Here is a 14,512-nt window from a genome sequence, read left to right on the forward strand (position 1 = left end):
TGCTTCCGGGAACGAGAGATCATCCTCGACATCTTCGAGATGTGCTCGGGACAGCGGATGATGACCTCGTACATCCGACCGGGAGGCATCTGGCGCGACCTGCCGAGCGGCTTCGAAGAGGCGGTGCGGCAGTTCCTCAAGATGTTCCCGCGCCGGATCCAGCAGTATGAGTCCATGCTGACCAAGAATCCGCTGTTCATCGACCGCACCAAGAAGATCGGCGTGCTGGACGCCCAGCAGGCGATCCGCCTGGGCGTGACCGGGCCGATGTTGCGCGCCGCCGGCGTCGGGCTGGACCTGCGTAAGGCGCAGCCGTATTCGGGCTACGAGCAGTACGACTTCGAGGTCCCGACGGCGACGGGCGGCGACAACTACGACCGCTACCTGGTCCGGATGGAAGAGATGCGCCAGTCGCTGCGCATTGTCGAGCAGGCCCTCAACCGGCTGCCTGCGGGGCCGTTTATCAGCGCTAACCGCAAGTTCGTGCCGCCACCGCGGGCTGAGCTCGGGACGAGCATGGAGGCCGTGATCCATCACTTCAAGCTGTGGACCGAAGGCTTCTCAGCGCCGAAGGCCAATGTCTTCCTGCCGGTCGAGTCGCCCCGAGGCGTCCTCGGCTGCTACCTGGAGGGAGATGGCGGGCCGAAGCCGTACCGAGTCCATTTCCGTGCCCCGAGCTTCGCCCACCTGCAGGCCCTGCCGGTCATGAGCCGCGGCCACTTCGTGGCCGACCTGGTGGCGATCATCGGCAGCATCGACATCGTTCTCGGAGACGCCGACCGCTAACGGTCGGCCTGCCGACAACGACCGAGGAGCTCATCTTTGCTCAGGGAAAAGTACCCGCAGGAGATCGAGCGAATCCTGGCCATCTACCCGCCAGACCAGCGGCGCTCGGCCGTGATGCCGTTGCTGTACTTGGCTCAACGCGAGAGCGGCTATGTCACTCGCCAGGCGATGGAAGAGGTGGCTGGCCTCATCGGCCTCGAGCCGACACAGGTCGGGTCGCTGGTCGGCTTCTACACGCTTTACCACGACGAGCCGGGCGGAACCTACCGCATCCAGGTGTGCACCGACCTGCCTTGCGCCCTCAGGGGTGCTGAGGCCTTCGCCGAAGATCTCTGCCGCAACCTGGGGATCCGCCTGGGAGAGACGACGGCTGATGGCAGCGTGACGGTCGAGGCCGTCATGTGCCTGGCCGGCTGCGACCGGGCGCCGCTCTTCCAGCTGCAGACCGCCGACGGGATCCACTACCACGAGAACCAGACGGTGCAGTCGGCGCTCGAATTGATCGAGCACCTGCGCCGGGACGGCGGCCGTGGCTGAACGCTTGCTGCTGCGCCACCGGGATCTGCCGGGGCTTGGCGAGCTGCCGGGCTACCAGGCCCACGAGGGTTTCGAGGGCCTGCGCAAAGCAGTCATGACCATGACCCCAGCCCAGGTGATCGATCTAGTGAAGGCCTCGGGCCTGCGCGGAAGGGGCGGCGCCGGCTTCCCCACCGGGGTCAAGTGGAGCTTCCTCTCCCCCGGGGTTTTCCCCCGCTACGTCGTCGCCAATGCCGATGAGTCCGAGCCCGGGACCTTCAAGGATCGCGAGTTGATGGAGCACAACCCCTTCCAATTCCTGGAGGGAGTGGCGATCTGTGCCTATGCGGCCCAGGCTAACCTGGCGTATGTCTACTGCCGAGGGGAATTCTGGGACCTTGCCCACCGGCTTGAGGAGAACCTTGCCGAAATGGGTCGCGCCGGCTTTCTCGGCGCACGCCTCCTCGGCACCGACTACGATCTGGACATCCGGGTCCACCTGGGTGCCGGCGCCTACATTTGCGGCGAGGAAACGGCGCTGCTCGAGTCGCTGGAGGGCAGGCTGGGCCAGCCCAGGCTGCGCCCCCCATTCCCCGCCGCCAAAGGGCTGTATGGCAAGCCGACCGTGGTCAACAACGTCGAGACCCTGGCCAACCTGCCGCTGATCCTGACACGCGGGGCGGAGTGGTACCGGGGCTTTGGGACTGAGAAGAGCCCTGGGACGAAGATCTTCAGCCTCTCCGGGCATGTCGCACGACCTGGCAACTACGAACTCCCGCTCGGGACACCCTTCCGCGAGCTGATCTTCACCTACGGGGGAGGCACGTCCTCGGGGCTCAAGGTCAAGGCGATCATGCCGGCCGGGGCCTCTTCGTCCATCCTGCCTGGGACAGACGAGGTGCTCGACACCCCGATGGACTACGAATCCGTGGCGGCGGCTGGCTCGGCGCTGGGCTCGGCTTCGGTAATCGTGATGGACGAGAGCGTCGATCTAGGCTGGGTGCTCAAGAAGACCAGTGAGTTCTTCAATCACGAGTCGTGCGGCAAGTGCACGCCGTGTCGCGAGGGCACCTATTGGATGCTGCATGCCATCGAACGGCTCGAGCACAACCGCCGATCCGTCGGCGATGTCGCCCTGCTGCGATCGGTGGCGGCCGGGATGCAGGGCAAGTGCCTGTGCGCGCTAGGGGAGTTCTCGGTTGTGCCGGTCGTCACCGGCATCGACCGCTTCCAGGCGGACTTCCGGCCCGACGGGCGGGACGAGCCATGACCGGCGCTCGAGTCAGGCTGACGATTGACGGCACGCCGGTTGAAGTGCCGGTCGGGAGCCTGCTGGTGGATGCCGCCAAGCAGGCCGGGGTCGACGTGCCTGTCTTCTGCTACCACCCGAAGATGGCTCCCGTCGGGATGTGCCGGGTGTGCCTGGTTGAGATCGGCCGCCCGCAGCGCGACCGGGCAACGGGTGAGCTGGTGCGGGATTCGGACGGCCAGCCCGAGTTGTCGTTCAGCGGCAAACTCGAGACGGCCTGCACCACGCCGGTCGAGGAGGGTTGGGTCGTGCACGCCGCCAGCTCGCTGGCGATCGAAGGTCGGCGGCAGATCGTCGAATATCTGCTGACATCGCATCCGCTGGACTGTCCGGTGTGCGACAAGGGTGGCGAGTGTCCGCTGCAGAACCTGACCATGGCCCATGGCCCGGGCAACAGTCGCTTCCTGCTCGATGACAAGATCCGGCTGGACAAGCACGTCCCGCTTGGAGAGCTGATCTTCCTCGACCGCGAACGCTGCATCCAGTGCGCCCGCTGCGTGCGCTTCCAGGAAGAGCTGGTCGACGATCCGGTGATCGGTTTTTTCGAGCGCGGCCGCAAACTGGAGATTGTCACCTTCTCGGAACCCGGCTTCGATTCGTACTTCTCCGGCAATACCACCGACATCTGCCCGGTGGGCGCGCTGACGACGGCCGATTTCCGCTTCGGGGCCCGTCCCTGGGAATTGAAGGCTGCCGCCTCGATCTGCCCCCACTGCCCGGTTGGATGCAACCTGATGATCAACTCGCGACGGGAAGCCAAGAGCGGCGGCGCCCTCGTCGTCAAGCGGGTGATGCCTCGCCAGAACGAAAGCGTCAACGAGACCTGGATCTGCGACAAGGGGCGGTTCGGCTACGCTTTCGCCGACAGCCCCGAGCGCCTGACACGGCCGATGATCCGCAAGGATGGAACCCTGGTCAAGACGACCTGGGACGACGCCTTGGCGGCGGTGGCCGCGGGGTTGCGCTCCGCCGGCAAGGACCTGCTGGGAATTGCCGGCGGCCGCGCCTCAAACGAGGACCTGTTCAACTTCCGCTCCCTAGTGGATCGTCTGGAAGGCCAGTCTGTGCTGGATGAGAGCATGCCTGGCGGCGAGTGGACCGGGCTGGGGCCTGACTCGGATGTGGGCCGCCTGGGGCCGGGCGATGCGGTTGTGGTGGCCGCCTGCGACCTGCATGAGGAGGCCCCGATCTGGTGGCTGCGCTTGAAGCAAGCCGCCGAGCGGGGGGCGACCCTGATCATTGTCAACCTCCGGCCGACACGGCTCGACAAGCACGCCGCCCATAGCTTGCAGCATGCGCTGGGGGAGGCGGGCGAAGTGGTGCGCGCCTTGCAGGACCCCGGCCTGGCGGCCGACGGCAGCCGCCTCCAATTGGCGGCGCAGGCGCTGGCCCTGGCCGAGAATGTGATCGTGTTCTGCGGCCGTGAGGGCCAGACCCGCGCCGAATGCCAGGCGCTGCTTGGCGCCTGGGCACGATGGCTGGTGCGTTCCGGCCGCAGCGGGAAGACCAACAACGGGCTGGTCGCGGTATGGCCGCGCAGCAACACGCAGGGCGCCTGGGACCTGGGGCTTCGACCGGCGCCAGAGGGGCTGCAGCCGGCCCTGCGCGACAAGCGTTTTGCCTATGTCATGGCCTGTGATCCGGTCGGGGACGATCCGAAGCTCGCCCCGGCGTTTCGCCAGCTCGATTTTGTCGTCGTCCAGGAGCTGTTTCTGACCGCGACCGCCAGCCTGGCCGACGTGGTGCTTCCGGCTCAGTCCTTCCTGGAACGCGAGGGCAGCCTGACATCGGGTGAGCGCCGCGCCCAGCGCTTCTACCCTGTGGTTCCGCCGACCGGAGATACCCGTCCGGATTGGCTGATGGTGGCCAACGTGGGCGAGGCGCTCGGCGTCCCGCTGGAAAGGCGCTCGGCGGCGGCCGTGATGATGGCGATCGGTGCTGCCCTCCCCGACTTCGCCGGTGTAACCTACCAGGCCATGGCGCAGTCGGCTGAGCAGTGGCCGCCAGTCGGCGGCGCCGACTTGTACTTCGGGGGCACGGCCTACAAAAACCGCCAGGGGCTGGGCGTGCTGCTCCCGCGCCGGTTGGCGGCTGAGCACTTGCCCGGAGACTCGCCCGCCCCCCTTTCGCCGGGGTCGCAGGCGCGCGGCCTCACCCTGGTTCCAATCGCCCGCCTGTACGATCAGGGGACCACGCTGCGACCTTCTACCCTGTTGCAGGGCAGGATGGCAACGCCCAGCCTCGAATTGAATCCCGAGGATGCCGCACGCCTGGGCCTGTCCGACGGTGCCACGCTGGGCCTGGCCTGGGAGGGTGGGACGGAGGAGATCCCGGTACGGGTGTCGGCGGCCGTCCCGCTTGGCCTGGCGCTTGTGCCGCGCAGCGTTGGGCTCAAGCTCGACGAGCCGATTGCGGCCAACCTGCCGCAGGCTGAGGCGCGGGTATGACCATCGATCTGGCCATTGTCGCCGAATGGGCCCTTAAGTCCTTGATCCTGATCGTGATGCTGGTGACGGGGTTCGCCTACCTGACGTTCTTTGAGCGCCGGGTGCTGGCCCGGATGCAGGTGCGGATCGGGCCCAACCGGGCCGGCCCCATGGGCCTGCTGCAGCCGATCGCCGACGGCGTCAAGCTGATCTTCAAGGAAGAGTTGATTCCGGACAAGGCGGATAAGTTGGTCTTCGTCCTGGCTCCGGTGATTACTGTGATCCCGGCCCTGATCATCCTGGCGGTCGTGCCCTTCGGCCCTCCGATCGAAATCGCCGGGCGGGTGGTTCACCTGGGCGTCGCCGATGGGCTGAACGTGGGCGTGCTCTACATCATGGCGGTGGCCTCGGTGGCGGTCTATGGCATCGCGCTGGCGGGCTGGTCCTCGAACAACAAGTACGCCTTGCTCGGCGGGCTGCGCTCCACGGCCCAGATGGTGAGCTATGAGATCGCACTCGGCCTGTCATTCATCGGGCCGATCTTATTGGCCAATTCGATGAGCATGCGCTCCATTGTTCAGGCACAGGAGTCGTGGTGGTTCATCCTGGCGCAGCCGATCGGTTTCATGATCTTCCTGATCGCCACGGTGGCCGAGGTCAACCGGGCGCCGTTTGACATGCCCGAGGCCGAGCAGGAACTCGCCGCCGGCTACCACGTCGAGTACTCCGGGATGAAGTTCGCTCTGATGTTTATGGCGGAGTATGACAAGATGATCGCCGTGGCCGCCATCGGCGCCTCGCTGTTCCTGGGCGGCTACTGGGGCCCTTGGGTCGACCGGGTCCCGCTGCTCGGACCGCTGTACCTGTTTCTCAAGGTGGTCGCGATTCTGTTCCTGATGATCTGGATGCGGGCGACTCTGCCGCGCCTGCGCTACGATCGCCTGATGGCGTTTGGCTGGAAGGTGATGCTGCCCCTGGCTCTGGTGAATGTGGTGCTGACGGCCGTGCTGGTAATAGCGATAGGAGGCTGAGCGTGTTTGCGGTGGATCTGGCGCGCGGCATGTGGACGACGCTGCGATCAATGCTGGAACGGCCGGTGACCTACCAATATCCGGAGGTCAAGCGTCCCGTCCGGGAACGATTCCGGGGCCGGCACGCGTTGAAGCGCTACGAGAACGGCTTGGAGAAGTGCATCGGGTGCGCGCTGTGCGCCGCGGCCTGCCCGGCGGATGCGATTTTCGTCGAGGCCTCGGAGAACAACGATGCTGCCCGCTACTCCCCCGGCGAGCGTTACGCCAGCACCTATGAGATCAACATGCTTCGCTGCATCTTCTGCGGCTACTGCGAGGATGCCTGCCCGACGGAGGCGATCGTGCTCGAGCACAACTACGAGCTGTCGTTCACTCAACGGCGGCAGGCGCTGTACACGCGGGAGATGCTGCTCGATTCCGTGGCGGCCGGCGGCCAGCCGACGCCGATGGCAGTGCCGCCGGGAGCCTTCAACCGGGCGATCCCCGAGATGAAGAACCCGGATTGATGGCGGCGCCGGTGGCGCGCGGCGAGGTGGGTAGGCGAGATGGCGAGTGACCTGGTGCTGTTCTTCTTCCTGGCGGTGATCGCCATCGCCACCGCGGCCAGCGTCATCCTGAGCCGAAACGCGGTGTATTCGGCGGTGTTCCTCGTGCTCAACCTGGCGACGGTGGCCTTCTTCTACATTCTGCTGTACGCCTCCTTTATCGCCATGATCCAGCTCGCCGTGTACGCCGGGGCCATCGTGGTGCTGTTCCTGTTCGTGATCATGCTCCTGGGAGCGGATCGCGGCGAGAGCGGGGGAACCCTCCCCTGGCAGAGGCCTCTGGCCATAGGCCTGGGCGTTCTGCTCGTCGGCCTGCTGTTCTATCTCTTTGTGGCCGCCGGGCCGTTCCCGGCGCCGGCCGCCAGCGACCTGCCGCCCGGCTTCGGCGGACCGGAGGCGGTGGGAAGTCTGCTGTTCGCCGACTACGTGATCCCGCTGGAAGTGACCTCGGTGCTGTTGCTGGCGGCAATGGTCGGGGCGGTCGTACTGACACGTGCCGAGCGTAAGGAGAAGTGATGAACGTACCGGTGATGTACGTCATCGGATTGGCGTCGGTGGTGTTCACGATTGGCGTCGTTGGAGTGCTGATCCGCCGCAATGCCATCGTGGCGTTCATGTCGGTGGAGCTCATGCTGAACGCCTCCAACCTGGCGCTGATCGCCTTCGCCCGCTCGATCCCTGGCGGTGACGGCCATGTGATCGTGTTCTTTGTGATCGCCGTTGCCGCCGCCGAGGTGGCTGTCGGGTTGGCGCTGATTGTGGATATCTTCAAGCTCCGCCACAGCATCGATGTCGACGAGATGAGCAGCCTGAAGGGCTAGGGGGCGGGATGATCCGTCGGGTTCGGGCACACTGGGGAGGGCAAGCATGCTGCTGAGTGAGGCTGCGGCTGGCGCCGGCCTGTTCCGTTTGGCGCCGCTGGTAATCTTCCTGCCGCTGGCCGGCATGCTGGTCAACCTGGCCCTCGGACGTCGCCAGGGAGAACGCTTCACGGGGGTGCTCGCCACCTCGGCCATCGGCCTGGGGTTTGTGGTGGCACTGACGCAGCTCTTCGCCCTGCAGGGACAGCCGGAAGGGGCGGTGGTCCCTCTGACGCGCTGGATCCAGGTCGGCGGATTCCAGGTCGACTGGTCGATGCAGGTCGACACCCTGTCGGTCACCATGATGTTGATGGTGACCGGGGTCAGCACGCTGATCCATCTGTACGCCACAGGCTACATGCATGAAGATGTCCGTCTGAACGAGGATCCAGGGCGCTACACGCGCTTCTTCGTGTTCTTCAACTTGTTCGTGGCTTCGATGATGGTGCTCGTCACCGCCGACAACTTCCTGATGATGTTCGTTGGATGGGAAGGCGTCGGGCTGTGTTCGTACCTGCTGATCGGTTTCTGGTACGAGAAGGGGGCGGGCGGGATCGGCAACGCCCTGGCGGGCAAGAAGGCCTTCATCACCAACCGGGTTGGGGACTTCGGCTTCATGATCGCCATGTTCCTGACCTTCTGGTACTTTGGATCGCTGAATTTCCAGGAGGTCTTCCACAAGGCCGAAGCGATGGGCGTGGCTGGCGCGGGAGTGGTGACAGCCATCACCCTGTTCCTACTGGTAGGCGCCACGGGCAAGTCGGCTCAGATCCCGCTGTATGTCTGGCTCCCGGACGCAATGGCCGGTCCGACGCCGGTCTCGGCCTTGATCCATGCCGCGACCATGGTCACGGCCGGCGTATACATGATTGTCCGCAATCATGTGCTGTTCGACCTGGCACCTTTCTCGTCGGCCGTCGTGGCCGGCATCGGCGCCGCCACGGCCTTGTTCGCGGCTACGATCGCCGTGGGGCAGTACGACATCAAGAAGGTGCTGGCCTACTCGACCATCAGCCAGCTGGGATTCATGGTGGCCGCCGCCGGAATGGGGGCGTATGTCGCCGCCATGTTCCATCTGGTGGCCCACGCCTTCTTCAAGGCGCTGTTGTTCCTGGCCGCCGGCTCGGTGATCCTGGGCGTGGAGCACGGGCATCACGCCACGGCAGGCCATGGCCACGGGGAACATGATCCGGCGAACGATCCAGGCGCCCATGCTCTCGATCCTCAGGACATGCGCAATATGGGCGGCATCTGGCGCCGCATGCCGGTGACGTTTGTGGTCTTCCTGATTGGCGGCCTGGCGCTGGCGGGGATTCCGCCCCTGGCCGGCTTCTTCTCCAAGGACGAGATCCTGGCCGACGCCTGGCTCGAGAATCGAGGCGTGTGGGTGGTGCTGACCGCCTCGGCCTTTCTGACGGCGTTCTACGTCGGTCGTCAGTTGTTGATGGTGTTCTTCGGCAAGCCCCGGACTGCGGCAGCGGAGCACAGCCACGAGAACCGCTTGGTGATCACCCTGCCGCTGGCCGCCCTGGCTGTGCTGACGGTCTTGGGAGGGCTGCTGAACCTGCCAGGTCTGCATGCCCTGACGGACTGGCTGGGTGAGACCCTGGCCCACGTTCACCCGACGGAGTTCAACTTGCGCGTGGCCGCCACGGCGACTGGCCTGGGCGGACTGGGTTTGCTGCTGGCCTGGATCGCCTACGGGCGCAAGGCGCTGGCACTGGGGCGCCCGGACCCGCTGAAGCGGTTGCTCGGTCCGGTGTTCACTGGCATGGAGAACAAGTGGTGGGTCGACGAACTGTATCAGCGCGTGCTGATCGGCCCCTATGTGGCCCTGGCGGGCTGGCTGGCCGAGACGGTGGATGGCCGGTTCTGGCACGACTGGTTCCATGACGTTGTTCTGGCCGGATCGTTCCAGAAAGGGGCGGGCTGGCTGGCCCAGCGCTTCGACCTGGATGTGATCGACGGAGCAGCCAATGGCCTGGGAAGTCTGACCCGGGCCGCAGCCGGCAGGCTGCACCGCCTGCAGACAGGCTATGTGCGCAACTACGCCCTGGCAATCCTGGTCGGCCTGCTGCTGATGTTCGGTGTCATCCTGCTGATCTACGTGAGCTGAGGACGGACCATGCTGTCATCCTTTCCGATTCTTTCCCTGGTCACATTCACCCCGCTGGTGGGAGCGGTCATCGTCCTGCTGCTTCCCCGAGAGCGCTCGAACCTGATCCGTTGGTTTGCACTGGCGGTCGGCCTGGTCACCTTCGGCCTGTCGCTGGTGATGCTGGGGATGTTCGACGCCTCGAATCCGGACCTACAGTTGGTTGAGCGGGCGACCTGGATCCAGGTGGGAGACTGGACGATTGAATACTACCTGGGCGTTGACGGGTTGAGCGTTCTGCTCGTGCTGTTGACCACGCTGCTCGTCCCGATTTCGATCCTCTCGGCCTGGCGGGCGGTGGAAGAGCGGGTGAAGGAATTCATGGCCTTCTTCCTGCTGCTGGCGATGGGCATGCTGGGCGTGTTTCTGGCGCTCGATCTGTTCTTGTTCTATGTCTTGTGGGAGTTCACCCTGGTGCCGATGTACTTCCTGATCGGGATCTGGGGCGGCTCGCGCCGAATGTACGCCGCGGTCAAGTTCTTCCTGTACACCATGGCCGGCTCGATTCTGATGTTGCTGGCGATCATCTGGCTCGGGCTGCAGGCTGGGACTTTCTCACTGCCTGACCTGATCGCCCGGGGAGGCATCCCGGCAGGTGCGCAGTTCTGGCTGTTCCTGGCCTTCGCGGCTGCCTTTGCCATCAAGGTGCCCATGTGGCCGCTCCATTCCTGGCTGCCGGATGCCCACGTCGAGGCCCCGACGGCAGGATCGGTAATCCTGGCGGGCGTGCTGCTGAAGATGGGCACCTACGGGTTCGTGCGCTTCAACCTGCCGCTCTTCCCACAGGCCTCGCTGCAGCTGGCGCCGTGGATCGCGGCCCTGGCCGTGATCGGCATTCTGTACGGGGCGGCGGTCTCGTATCCGCAGCGCGATGTCAAGAAGTTGGTCGCCTACTCCTCCGTCAGTCACCTGGGATTCGTGATGCTTGGCGTGTTTGCCCTCAATCCGGAGGGGATCTCGGGCGGTATATTGCAGATGGTCAATCATGGCCTGAGCACGGGAGCCCTGTTCTTGCTCGTCGGGATGATCTACGAGCGACGGCATACGCGTGAGATGGATGCCTTCGGCGGCCTGTGGAAGGTCATGCCGCTGTACGCGGCGCTGACCCTGGTAGTGGCCCTGTCCTCGATGGGGCTGCCGGGGTTGAACGGGTTCGTCGGGGAGTTCACCATCCTGCTGGGCGCGTTTGGCTCGCAGGCGCTCGGCTCGCCCTGGTTCGCCGGGTTGGCCGCCCTGGGGGTGATCCTGGCGGCGGTCTACATCCTGCACATGTTCCAGAAGCTGTTCCTGGGGCCGCTGGACAAAGAGGAGAACAAGAAGCTGGCGGACATCAACTGGCGGGAGATCGCGGTCTTGGTCCCGCTGGTGATCTTGATCTTCTGGATCGGGCTGTTCCCGTCTCCATTCTTCGGCCTGATGGAGTCGTCTGTCGGCAAGCTGGCCGCTACCTTCGGGGCGGCGGCTGTGGCGGTTCGCTAGCCATGGCGCTGGGCGAATTCGCCCCGATCGTCCCGGTCGGGCTGCTAGCGGCCTGGGCATGCTGCCTGCTGATCGTGGACCTGTTCGTGCCGCCCAACCGCCGCGGGATCACGGCCGGTCTGGCGGCGATGGCCATCGTCACTGCCCTGGTGGCGGTGGTGGCACTGGCTGGGCGTCAGGTGGGCAGCCCGGACTCCATGGTGGTCGGGGATGGATCAGGCGCCTTCTTCCAGGCGATCTTGCTGGTTGGCGCATTGTTCAGTGTCGCCCTGGCGTTCGACTACATCCGTCGCACCGGCATCGAGCGCGGCGAGTACTACATCCTGCTGCTGTTCTCTCTGTCTGGAATGCTGCTGCTGGCCATCGCTTCCGATCTGGTGATTGTCTTCCTCGGTCTGGAATTGCTGTCCATCCCGTTGTACGTCCTGGCCGGATTCGCCCTGCCGAAGGCCGATTCCGAGGAATCCGCCCTCAAGTACTTCCTGCTGGGTGCGTTTTCCTCGAGCTTCCTTGTCTTTGGCATCGCCCTGGCTTACGGTTCCACCGGCACGACCAACCTTTATGGCATTGCCCATCAGGCGTCATCGGGGCAGGCCGATATGCCCTTGCTGCTCGTCGCCTCGTTGATGGTACTGGTCAGCCTGGCCTTCAAGGTCGCCGTGGTGCCCTTCCACATGTGGACACCGGACGTCTACCAGGGCGCCCCGACGTCGGTCGTGGCGTTCATGACCGTCGGCTCGAAAGTGGCCGGGTTCGCCGTGCTGCTGAGGGTGCTGACGGGCGCCTTCCCTGCCTTGTCGCCCTACTGGAGCCAGGTGGCTGTGGGGATCGCGGCCGTGACTATGGTCTGGGGCAATGTTGCGGCCGTCGGCCAGGCCAGCATCAAGCGTATGCTGGCCTACTCGAGCATCGCCCATGCAGGCTATGTCTTCATGGCCATCCCCGCCGCGGCCATCCCAACGCTCCAGTCACAGGCCTACAGCGCCGCCCTGTTCTACCTGTTGGCGTACAGCCTGACCAGCCTCGGGGCGTGGGGTGTGGTCCTGGCGGTCGAGCACGCCCAGGGCGGGGGGACCGGGATTGAGGACTATGCCGGGCTGGGGGCCCGCCGTCCGCTGCTGGCAGCCGCCATGACGGTCTTCATGCTGTCGCTCACCGGCGTCCCGCCGACGGTTGGCTTTGTGGCCAAGTTCGTGTTGTTCCAGACCGTGCTCGACGCCCGCCTGACCGGGCTGGCGCTGATCGGTGTCCTGACGACGCTGGTGGCAGCCTACTACTACTTGCGGGTTGTTGTGAATATGTACATGCGCTCGGGGCTGCCCGATGTCCGCTCTGAGCGCTGGCTGAATCTCACCATCGGGGCGATGGCGGTCGCGGTGGTGCTCCTGGGTCTGCTGCCCCAGCCGATCCTGCGGGCGGCTTACCAGGTTGGGATAGCGTCGTTCCTCCCATGAGCTGTCGGCGCTGACGGGGTCGATCGGGACCCGTCAGCCGAGATCGCCCGCCGGATACGAGACGTTTCGACCTCAAGGCGAATGAACGGCGCCGCCCACTGCGGGCGGCGCCGTTCATTCGCCGGGCTTGACGGATCAATGGCCGCAGGTGGAGCACGAACCTCCGCTGCACGCGCCGCAAGACTGGCTGGTCCCGGATAGAGCACGGCCGCCGCTCTGGGCGAAGAAGACGGAGAGCTGGCGAGTGGTGCGGTCCCCGTGGCAGTGGGCGCAGGCGATCGGCACATCCGAGTCTGCCATCTTGCGCAGCGCTTCGAAGGGCTGACCGCAGTCCAGGCAGGCGTATTCGTAGACGGGCATTGGACCTCTTGTGGACTCGGTGGTCCAGATAGAACGATTGTACCGGACGGCTCCGAAGCAGGTCAAGCGGAGGTACTCGTCCAATCTACTTGAGACACGCTGCAATCGCCACCTGTAATCGCGGGAGGCGGGTCCCCCATGGGCAACAGGACAGACTTGCTTCCCGCCTCACCCCCTTGGCCCCTCTCCGCGGTGCGGAGGAGGGGCTCCTCCCCAGCGGGCTATCCGGAGAGGGGGGATGGAGAGTCTTGGAGGGGTTGGGGGCCGAAGGCCCCCAACCCCTCCAGAAAACCTCTCCCCTCCGCCTGCTGTTGTCCGCTGAGCAATGCTGTCGTCCTCATGCAGGGGAGCCCTTCCAGGGTGCTGCGCGAGGGACGGGGGTGGGGGTTCGACGGATTGAAGGGAGGCCGCCCAGAGAAAGGGAAGTGTTGCTCTCAGGGTCCCATATCTATCTGAACCAGCTCAGACGATGCGTCGGAGCGTGGGCGGACTAGTCGGCCTCCTCAATCCTGTCGGCTTCCAGGTGGCCATCCGGGAAGCGCCGCGCCCGGACGTCGGCTCGATCTCCAACCTTGAGGTCGGCGTCGATCTCGGTATCGCCGGTGATGCGGAGCGTCTGCCCGTCGATGACCCATTGCCCGGCGGAGACGCTGGATATCTCCCCGGAGAAGCGGATCTCCTCAGGCTCATCATCCGGCGGCTCCGGAGTGCTACTCCCCTCGTTCTCCCCGTCGCCATCGGTTGGCTCGGCGTCTGGGGTTGCCTTATCGTCGTTGCCCGACTGGCTGTCGGTCCGCTCGATGCGCAAGAGAATCAGCCCGCCGTCCGTTCGCGTGAGGGCCCGGACCCGCACCCGATCGCCGACCACCAGGTTTCCTCGTATCTCGCTCTGGCTGGTCTGCAGCAGCGTTTGACCGGCTACCGTCCAGGTCAGGCCGTCGCGGCCCTCGACGAATCCGGAGAACTCGACGGTTACCTCGTTGCCATCGTCAACGCTCGGGGCTGGCGTTGACGGGGGCCCGACCGGGGGGATGGGAGTTGAGGCTCCGACCGGGACGGCCTCGGTCGCCAGGCTCAAGATCACCAGGGCTTCGTGCCCCCCGGTGGCAGTGACCTCCACCAGGACCAGCACCCGGTCTCCCGGCACGATCCCTGTCTGTACTTGAGAGCTCGGGAGGAGGACGAGCGGCTGACCGGCGACAGTCCACAGACCGGGCGATTGCTGGTCGACGGTTCCGATGAGCTGGTAGGTGTGCAACTGGATCTTGCTGGCCAGGATGTCGCCTTGAGGCCGCGTCGTGCCGACGACGATCACCGAATCCCCGGGTTTGATTTGCCCCACAATCTCGGTCTCGGTGTTCAGCCCGACGGGAAGGGAGGAGACCATCCAGCCTTCGACGTCCTGGGCTTCGACCACCCCCTCGAATGTCACGCTGCCCTTGCGGCCGAGGCGAAGGAGTTCGCGCACCTCATCCTCGCGCCTTTCCTTGAAGGATAGCTGGAGGTTCTGGCGCGTTTGCTCGTCGCGCACGAGCTGCAGGCGCAAGGTCTCCTGGGCGCGCTTCACCCGGTACAGCGAATCGCCCGGCAA

Annotated in this window: 13 protein-coding genes; 11 read left to right on the top strand and 2 right to left on the bottom strand. The window is 65.4% G+C overall.

Annotated elements, in window-relative coordinates:
* From MUO23_04250 to MUO23_04300, 11 genes are all read left to right on the top strand, one after another.
* Window positions 1–786, top strand: a 786-nt coding sequence (locus MUO23_04250) for an NADH-quinone oxidoreductase subunit D (GenBank protein ID MCJ7512161.1), incomplete at its 5' end; no start/stop codon positions are given.
* 36 nt (window positions 787–822) lie between these two features.
* Window positions 823–1,323 carry an NADH-quinone oxidoreductase subunit NuoE gene (gene nuoE, locus MUO23_04255; protein ID MCJ7512162.1) on the top strand — a complete coding sequence of 167 codons (501 nt, stop codon included), beginning with the start codon at window positions 823–825 and terminating at the stop codon, window positions 1,321–1,323.
* The gene (nuoF, locus tag MUO23_04260; protein MCJ7512163.1) at window positions 1,316–2,572 is read left to right on the top strand and encodes an NADH-quinone oxidoreductase subunit NuoF; all 1,257 of its coding nucleotides are present in this window, start codon (window positions 1,316–1,318) and stop codon (window positions 2,570–2,572) included. The genes nuoE and nuoF overlap by 8 nt, the downstream gene beginning before the upstream one ends.
* Complete coding sequence (nuoG, locus tag MUO23_04265; GenBank protein ID MCJ7512164.1) at window positions 2,569–5,058, top strand: NADH-quinone oxidoreductase subunit NuoG; 2,490 nt, start codon at window positions 2,569–2,571, stop codon at window positions 5,056–5,058. Before nuoF ends, nuoG begins: the two co-directional genes overlap by 4 nt.
* Window positions 5,055–6,068 carry an NADH-quinone oxidoreductase subunit NuoH gene (nuoH, locus tag MUO23_04270; GenBank protein MCJ7512165.1) on the top strand — a complete coding sequence of 338 codons (1,014 nt, stop codon included), beginning with the start codon at window positions 5,055–5,057 and terminating at the stop codon, window positions 6,066–6,068. The genes nuoG and nuoH overlap by 4 nt, the downstream gene beginning before the upstream one ends.
* Window positions 6,069–6,070: 2 nt before the next feature.
* Entirely contained in the window at window positions 6,071–6,574 is a 504-nt protein-coding gene (gene nuoI, locus MUO23_04275) for an NADH-quinone oxidoreductase subunit NuoI (GenBank protein ID MCJ7512166.1), read from the top strand.
* Between the two features lie 39 nt (window positions 6,575–6,613).
* Window positions 6,614–7,129 (top strand): NADH-quinone oxidoreductase subunit J, encoded by a 516-nt coding sequence (locus MUO23_04280; protein MCJ7512167.1) that lies wholly within the window; start codon window positions 6,614–6,616, stop codon window positions 7,127–7,129.
* Window positions 7,129–7,434 (top strand): NADH-quinone oxidoreductase subunit NuoK, encoded by a 306-nt coding sequence (gene nuoK, locus MUO23_04285; GenBank protein MCJ7512168.1) that lies wholly within the window; start codon window positions 7,129–7,131, stop codon window positions 7,432–7,434. Before MUO23_04280 ends, nuoK begins: the two co-directional genes overlap by 1 nt.
* Before the next feature lie 46 nt (window positions 7,435–7,480).
* Window positions 7,481–9,589: an NADH-quinone oxidoreductase subunit L gene (locus MUO23_04290; GenBank protein MCJ7512169.1), complete on the top strand. Its 2,109-nt coding sequence runs from the start codon at window positions 7,481–7,483 to the stop codon at window positions 9,587–9,589.
* 9 nt (window positions 9,590–9,598) lie between these two features.
* Window positions 9,599–11,107: an NADH-quinone oxidoreductase subunit M gene (locus MUO23_04295; protein ID MCJ7512170.1), complete on the top strand. Its 1,509-nt coding sequence runs from the start codon at window positions 9,599–9,601 to the stop codon at window positions 11,105–11,107.
* Window positions 11,108–11,109: 2 nt separating this feature from the next.
* Window positions 11,110–12,561 carry an NADH-quinone oxidoreductase subunit N gene (locus MUO23_04300; protein ID MCJ7512171.1) on the top strand — a complete coding sequence of 484 codons (1,452 nt, stop codon included), beginning with the start codon at window positions 11,110–11,112 and terminating at the stop codon, window positions 12,559–12,561.
* 135 nt (window positions 12,562–12,696) lie between these two features.
* Here the strand turns inward: MUO23_04300 and MUO23_04305 are convergent, their stop codons facing one another.
* Window positions 12,697–12,921: a zinc ribbon domain-containing protein gene (locus tag MUO23_04305; GenBank protein ID MCJ7512172.1), complete on the bottom strand. Its 225-nt coding sequence runs from the start codon at window positions 12,919–12,921 to the stop codon at window positions 12,697–12,699.
* 490 nt (window positions 12,922–13,411) lie between these two features.
* Window positions 13,412–14,512: DUF5666 domain-containing protein (locus MUO23_04310; GenBank protein ID MCJ7512173.1), on the bottom strand; the 1,101-nt coding region annotated here is incomplete at its 5' end.

It is taken from the genome of Anaerolineales bacterium, from assembly GCA_022866145.1.
GTDB lineage: Bacteria > Chloroflexota > Anaerolineae > Anaerolineales > E44-bin32 > PFL42.

What these genes read in the sequence shown, in the direction of transcription:
- nuoG (MCJ7512164.1), top strand. Translation starts at nt 2,569, where the DNA reads ATGACCGGCGCTCGAGTCAGGCTGACGATTGACGGCACGCCGGTTGAA.
- nuoH (MCJ7512165.1), top strand. Translation starts at nt 5,055, where the DNA reads ATGACCATCGATCTGGCCATTGTCGCCGAATGGGCCCTTAAGTCCTTG.
- MUO23_04280 (MCJ7512167.1), top strand. Translation starts at nt 6,614, where the DNA reads ATGGCGAGTGACCTGGTGCTGTTCTTCTTCCTGGCGGTGATCGCCATC.
- nuoK (MCJ7512168.1), top strand. Translation starts at nt 7,129, where the DNA reads ATGAACGTACCGGTGATGTACGTCATCGGATTGGCGTCGGTGGTGTTC.
- MUO23_04290 (MCJ7512169.1), top strand. Translation starts at nt 7,481, where the DNA reads ATGCTGCTGAGTGAGGCTGCGGCTGGCGCCGGCCTGTTCCGTTTGGCG.
- MUO23_04295 (MCJ7512170.1), top strand. Translation starts at nt 9,599, where the DNA reads ATGCTGTCATCCTTTCCGATTCTTTCCCTGGTCACATTCACCCCGCTG.
- MUO23_04300 (MCJ7512171.1), top strand. Translation starts at nt 11,110, where the DNA reads ATGGCGCTGGGCGAATTCGCCCCGATCGTCCCGGTCGGGCTGCTAGCG.
- MUO23_04305 (MCJ7512172.1), bottom strand. Translation starts at nt 12,921, where the DNA reads ATGCCCGTCTACGAATACGCCTGCCTGGACTGCGGTCAGCCCTTCGAA.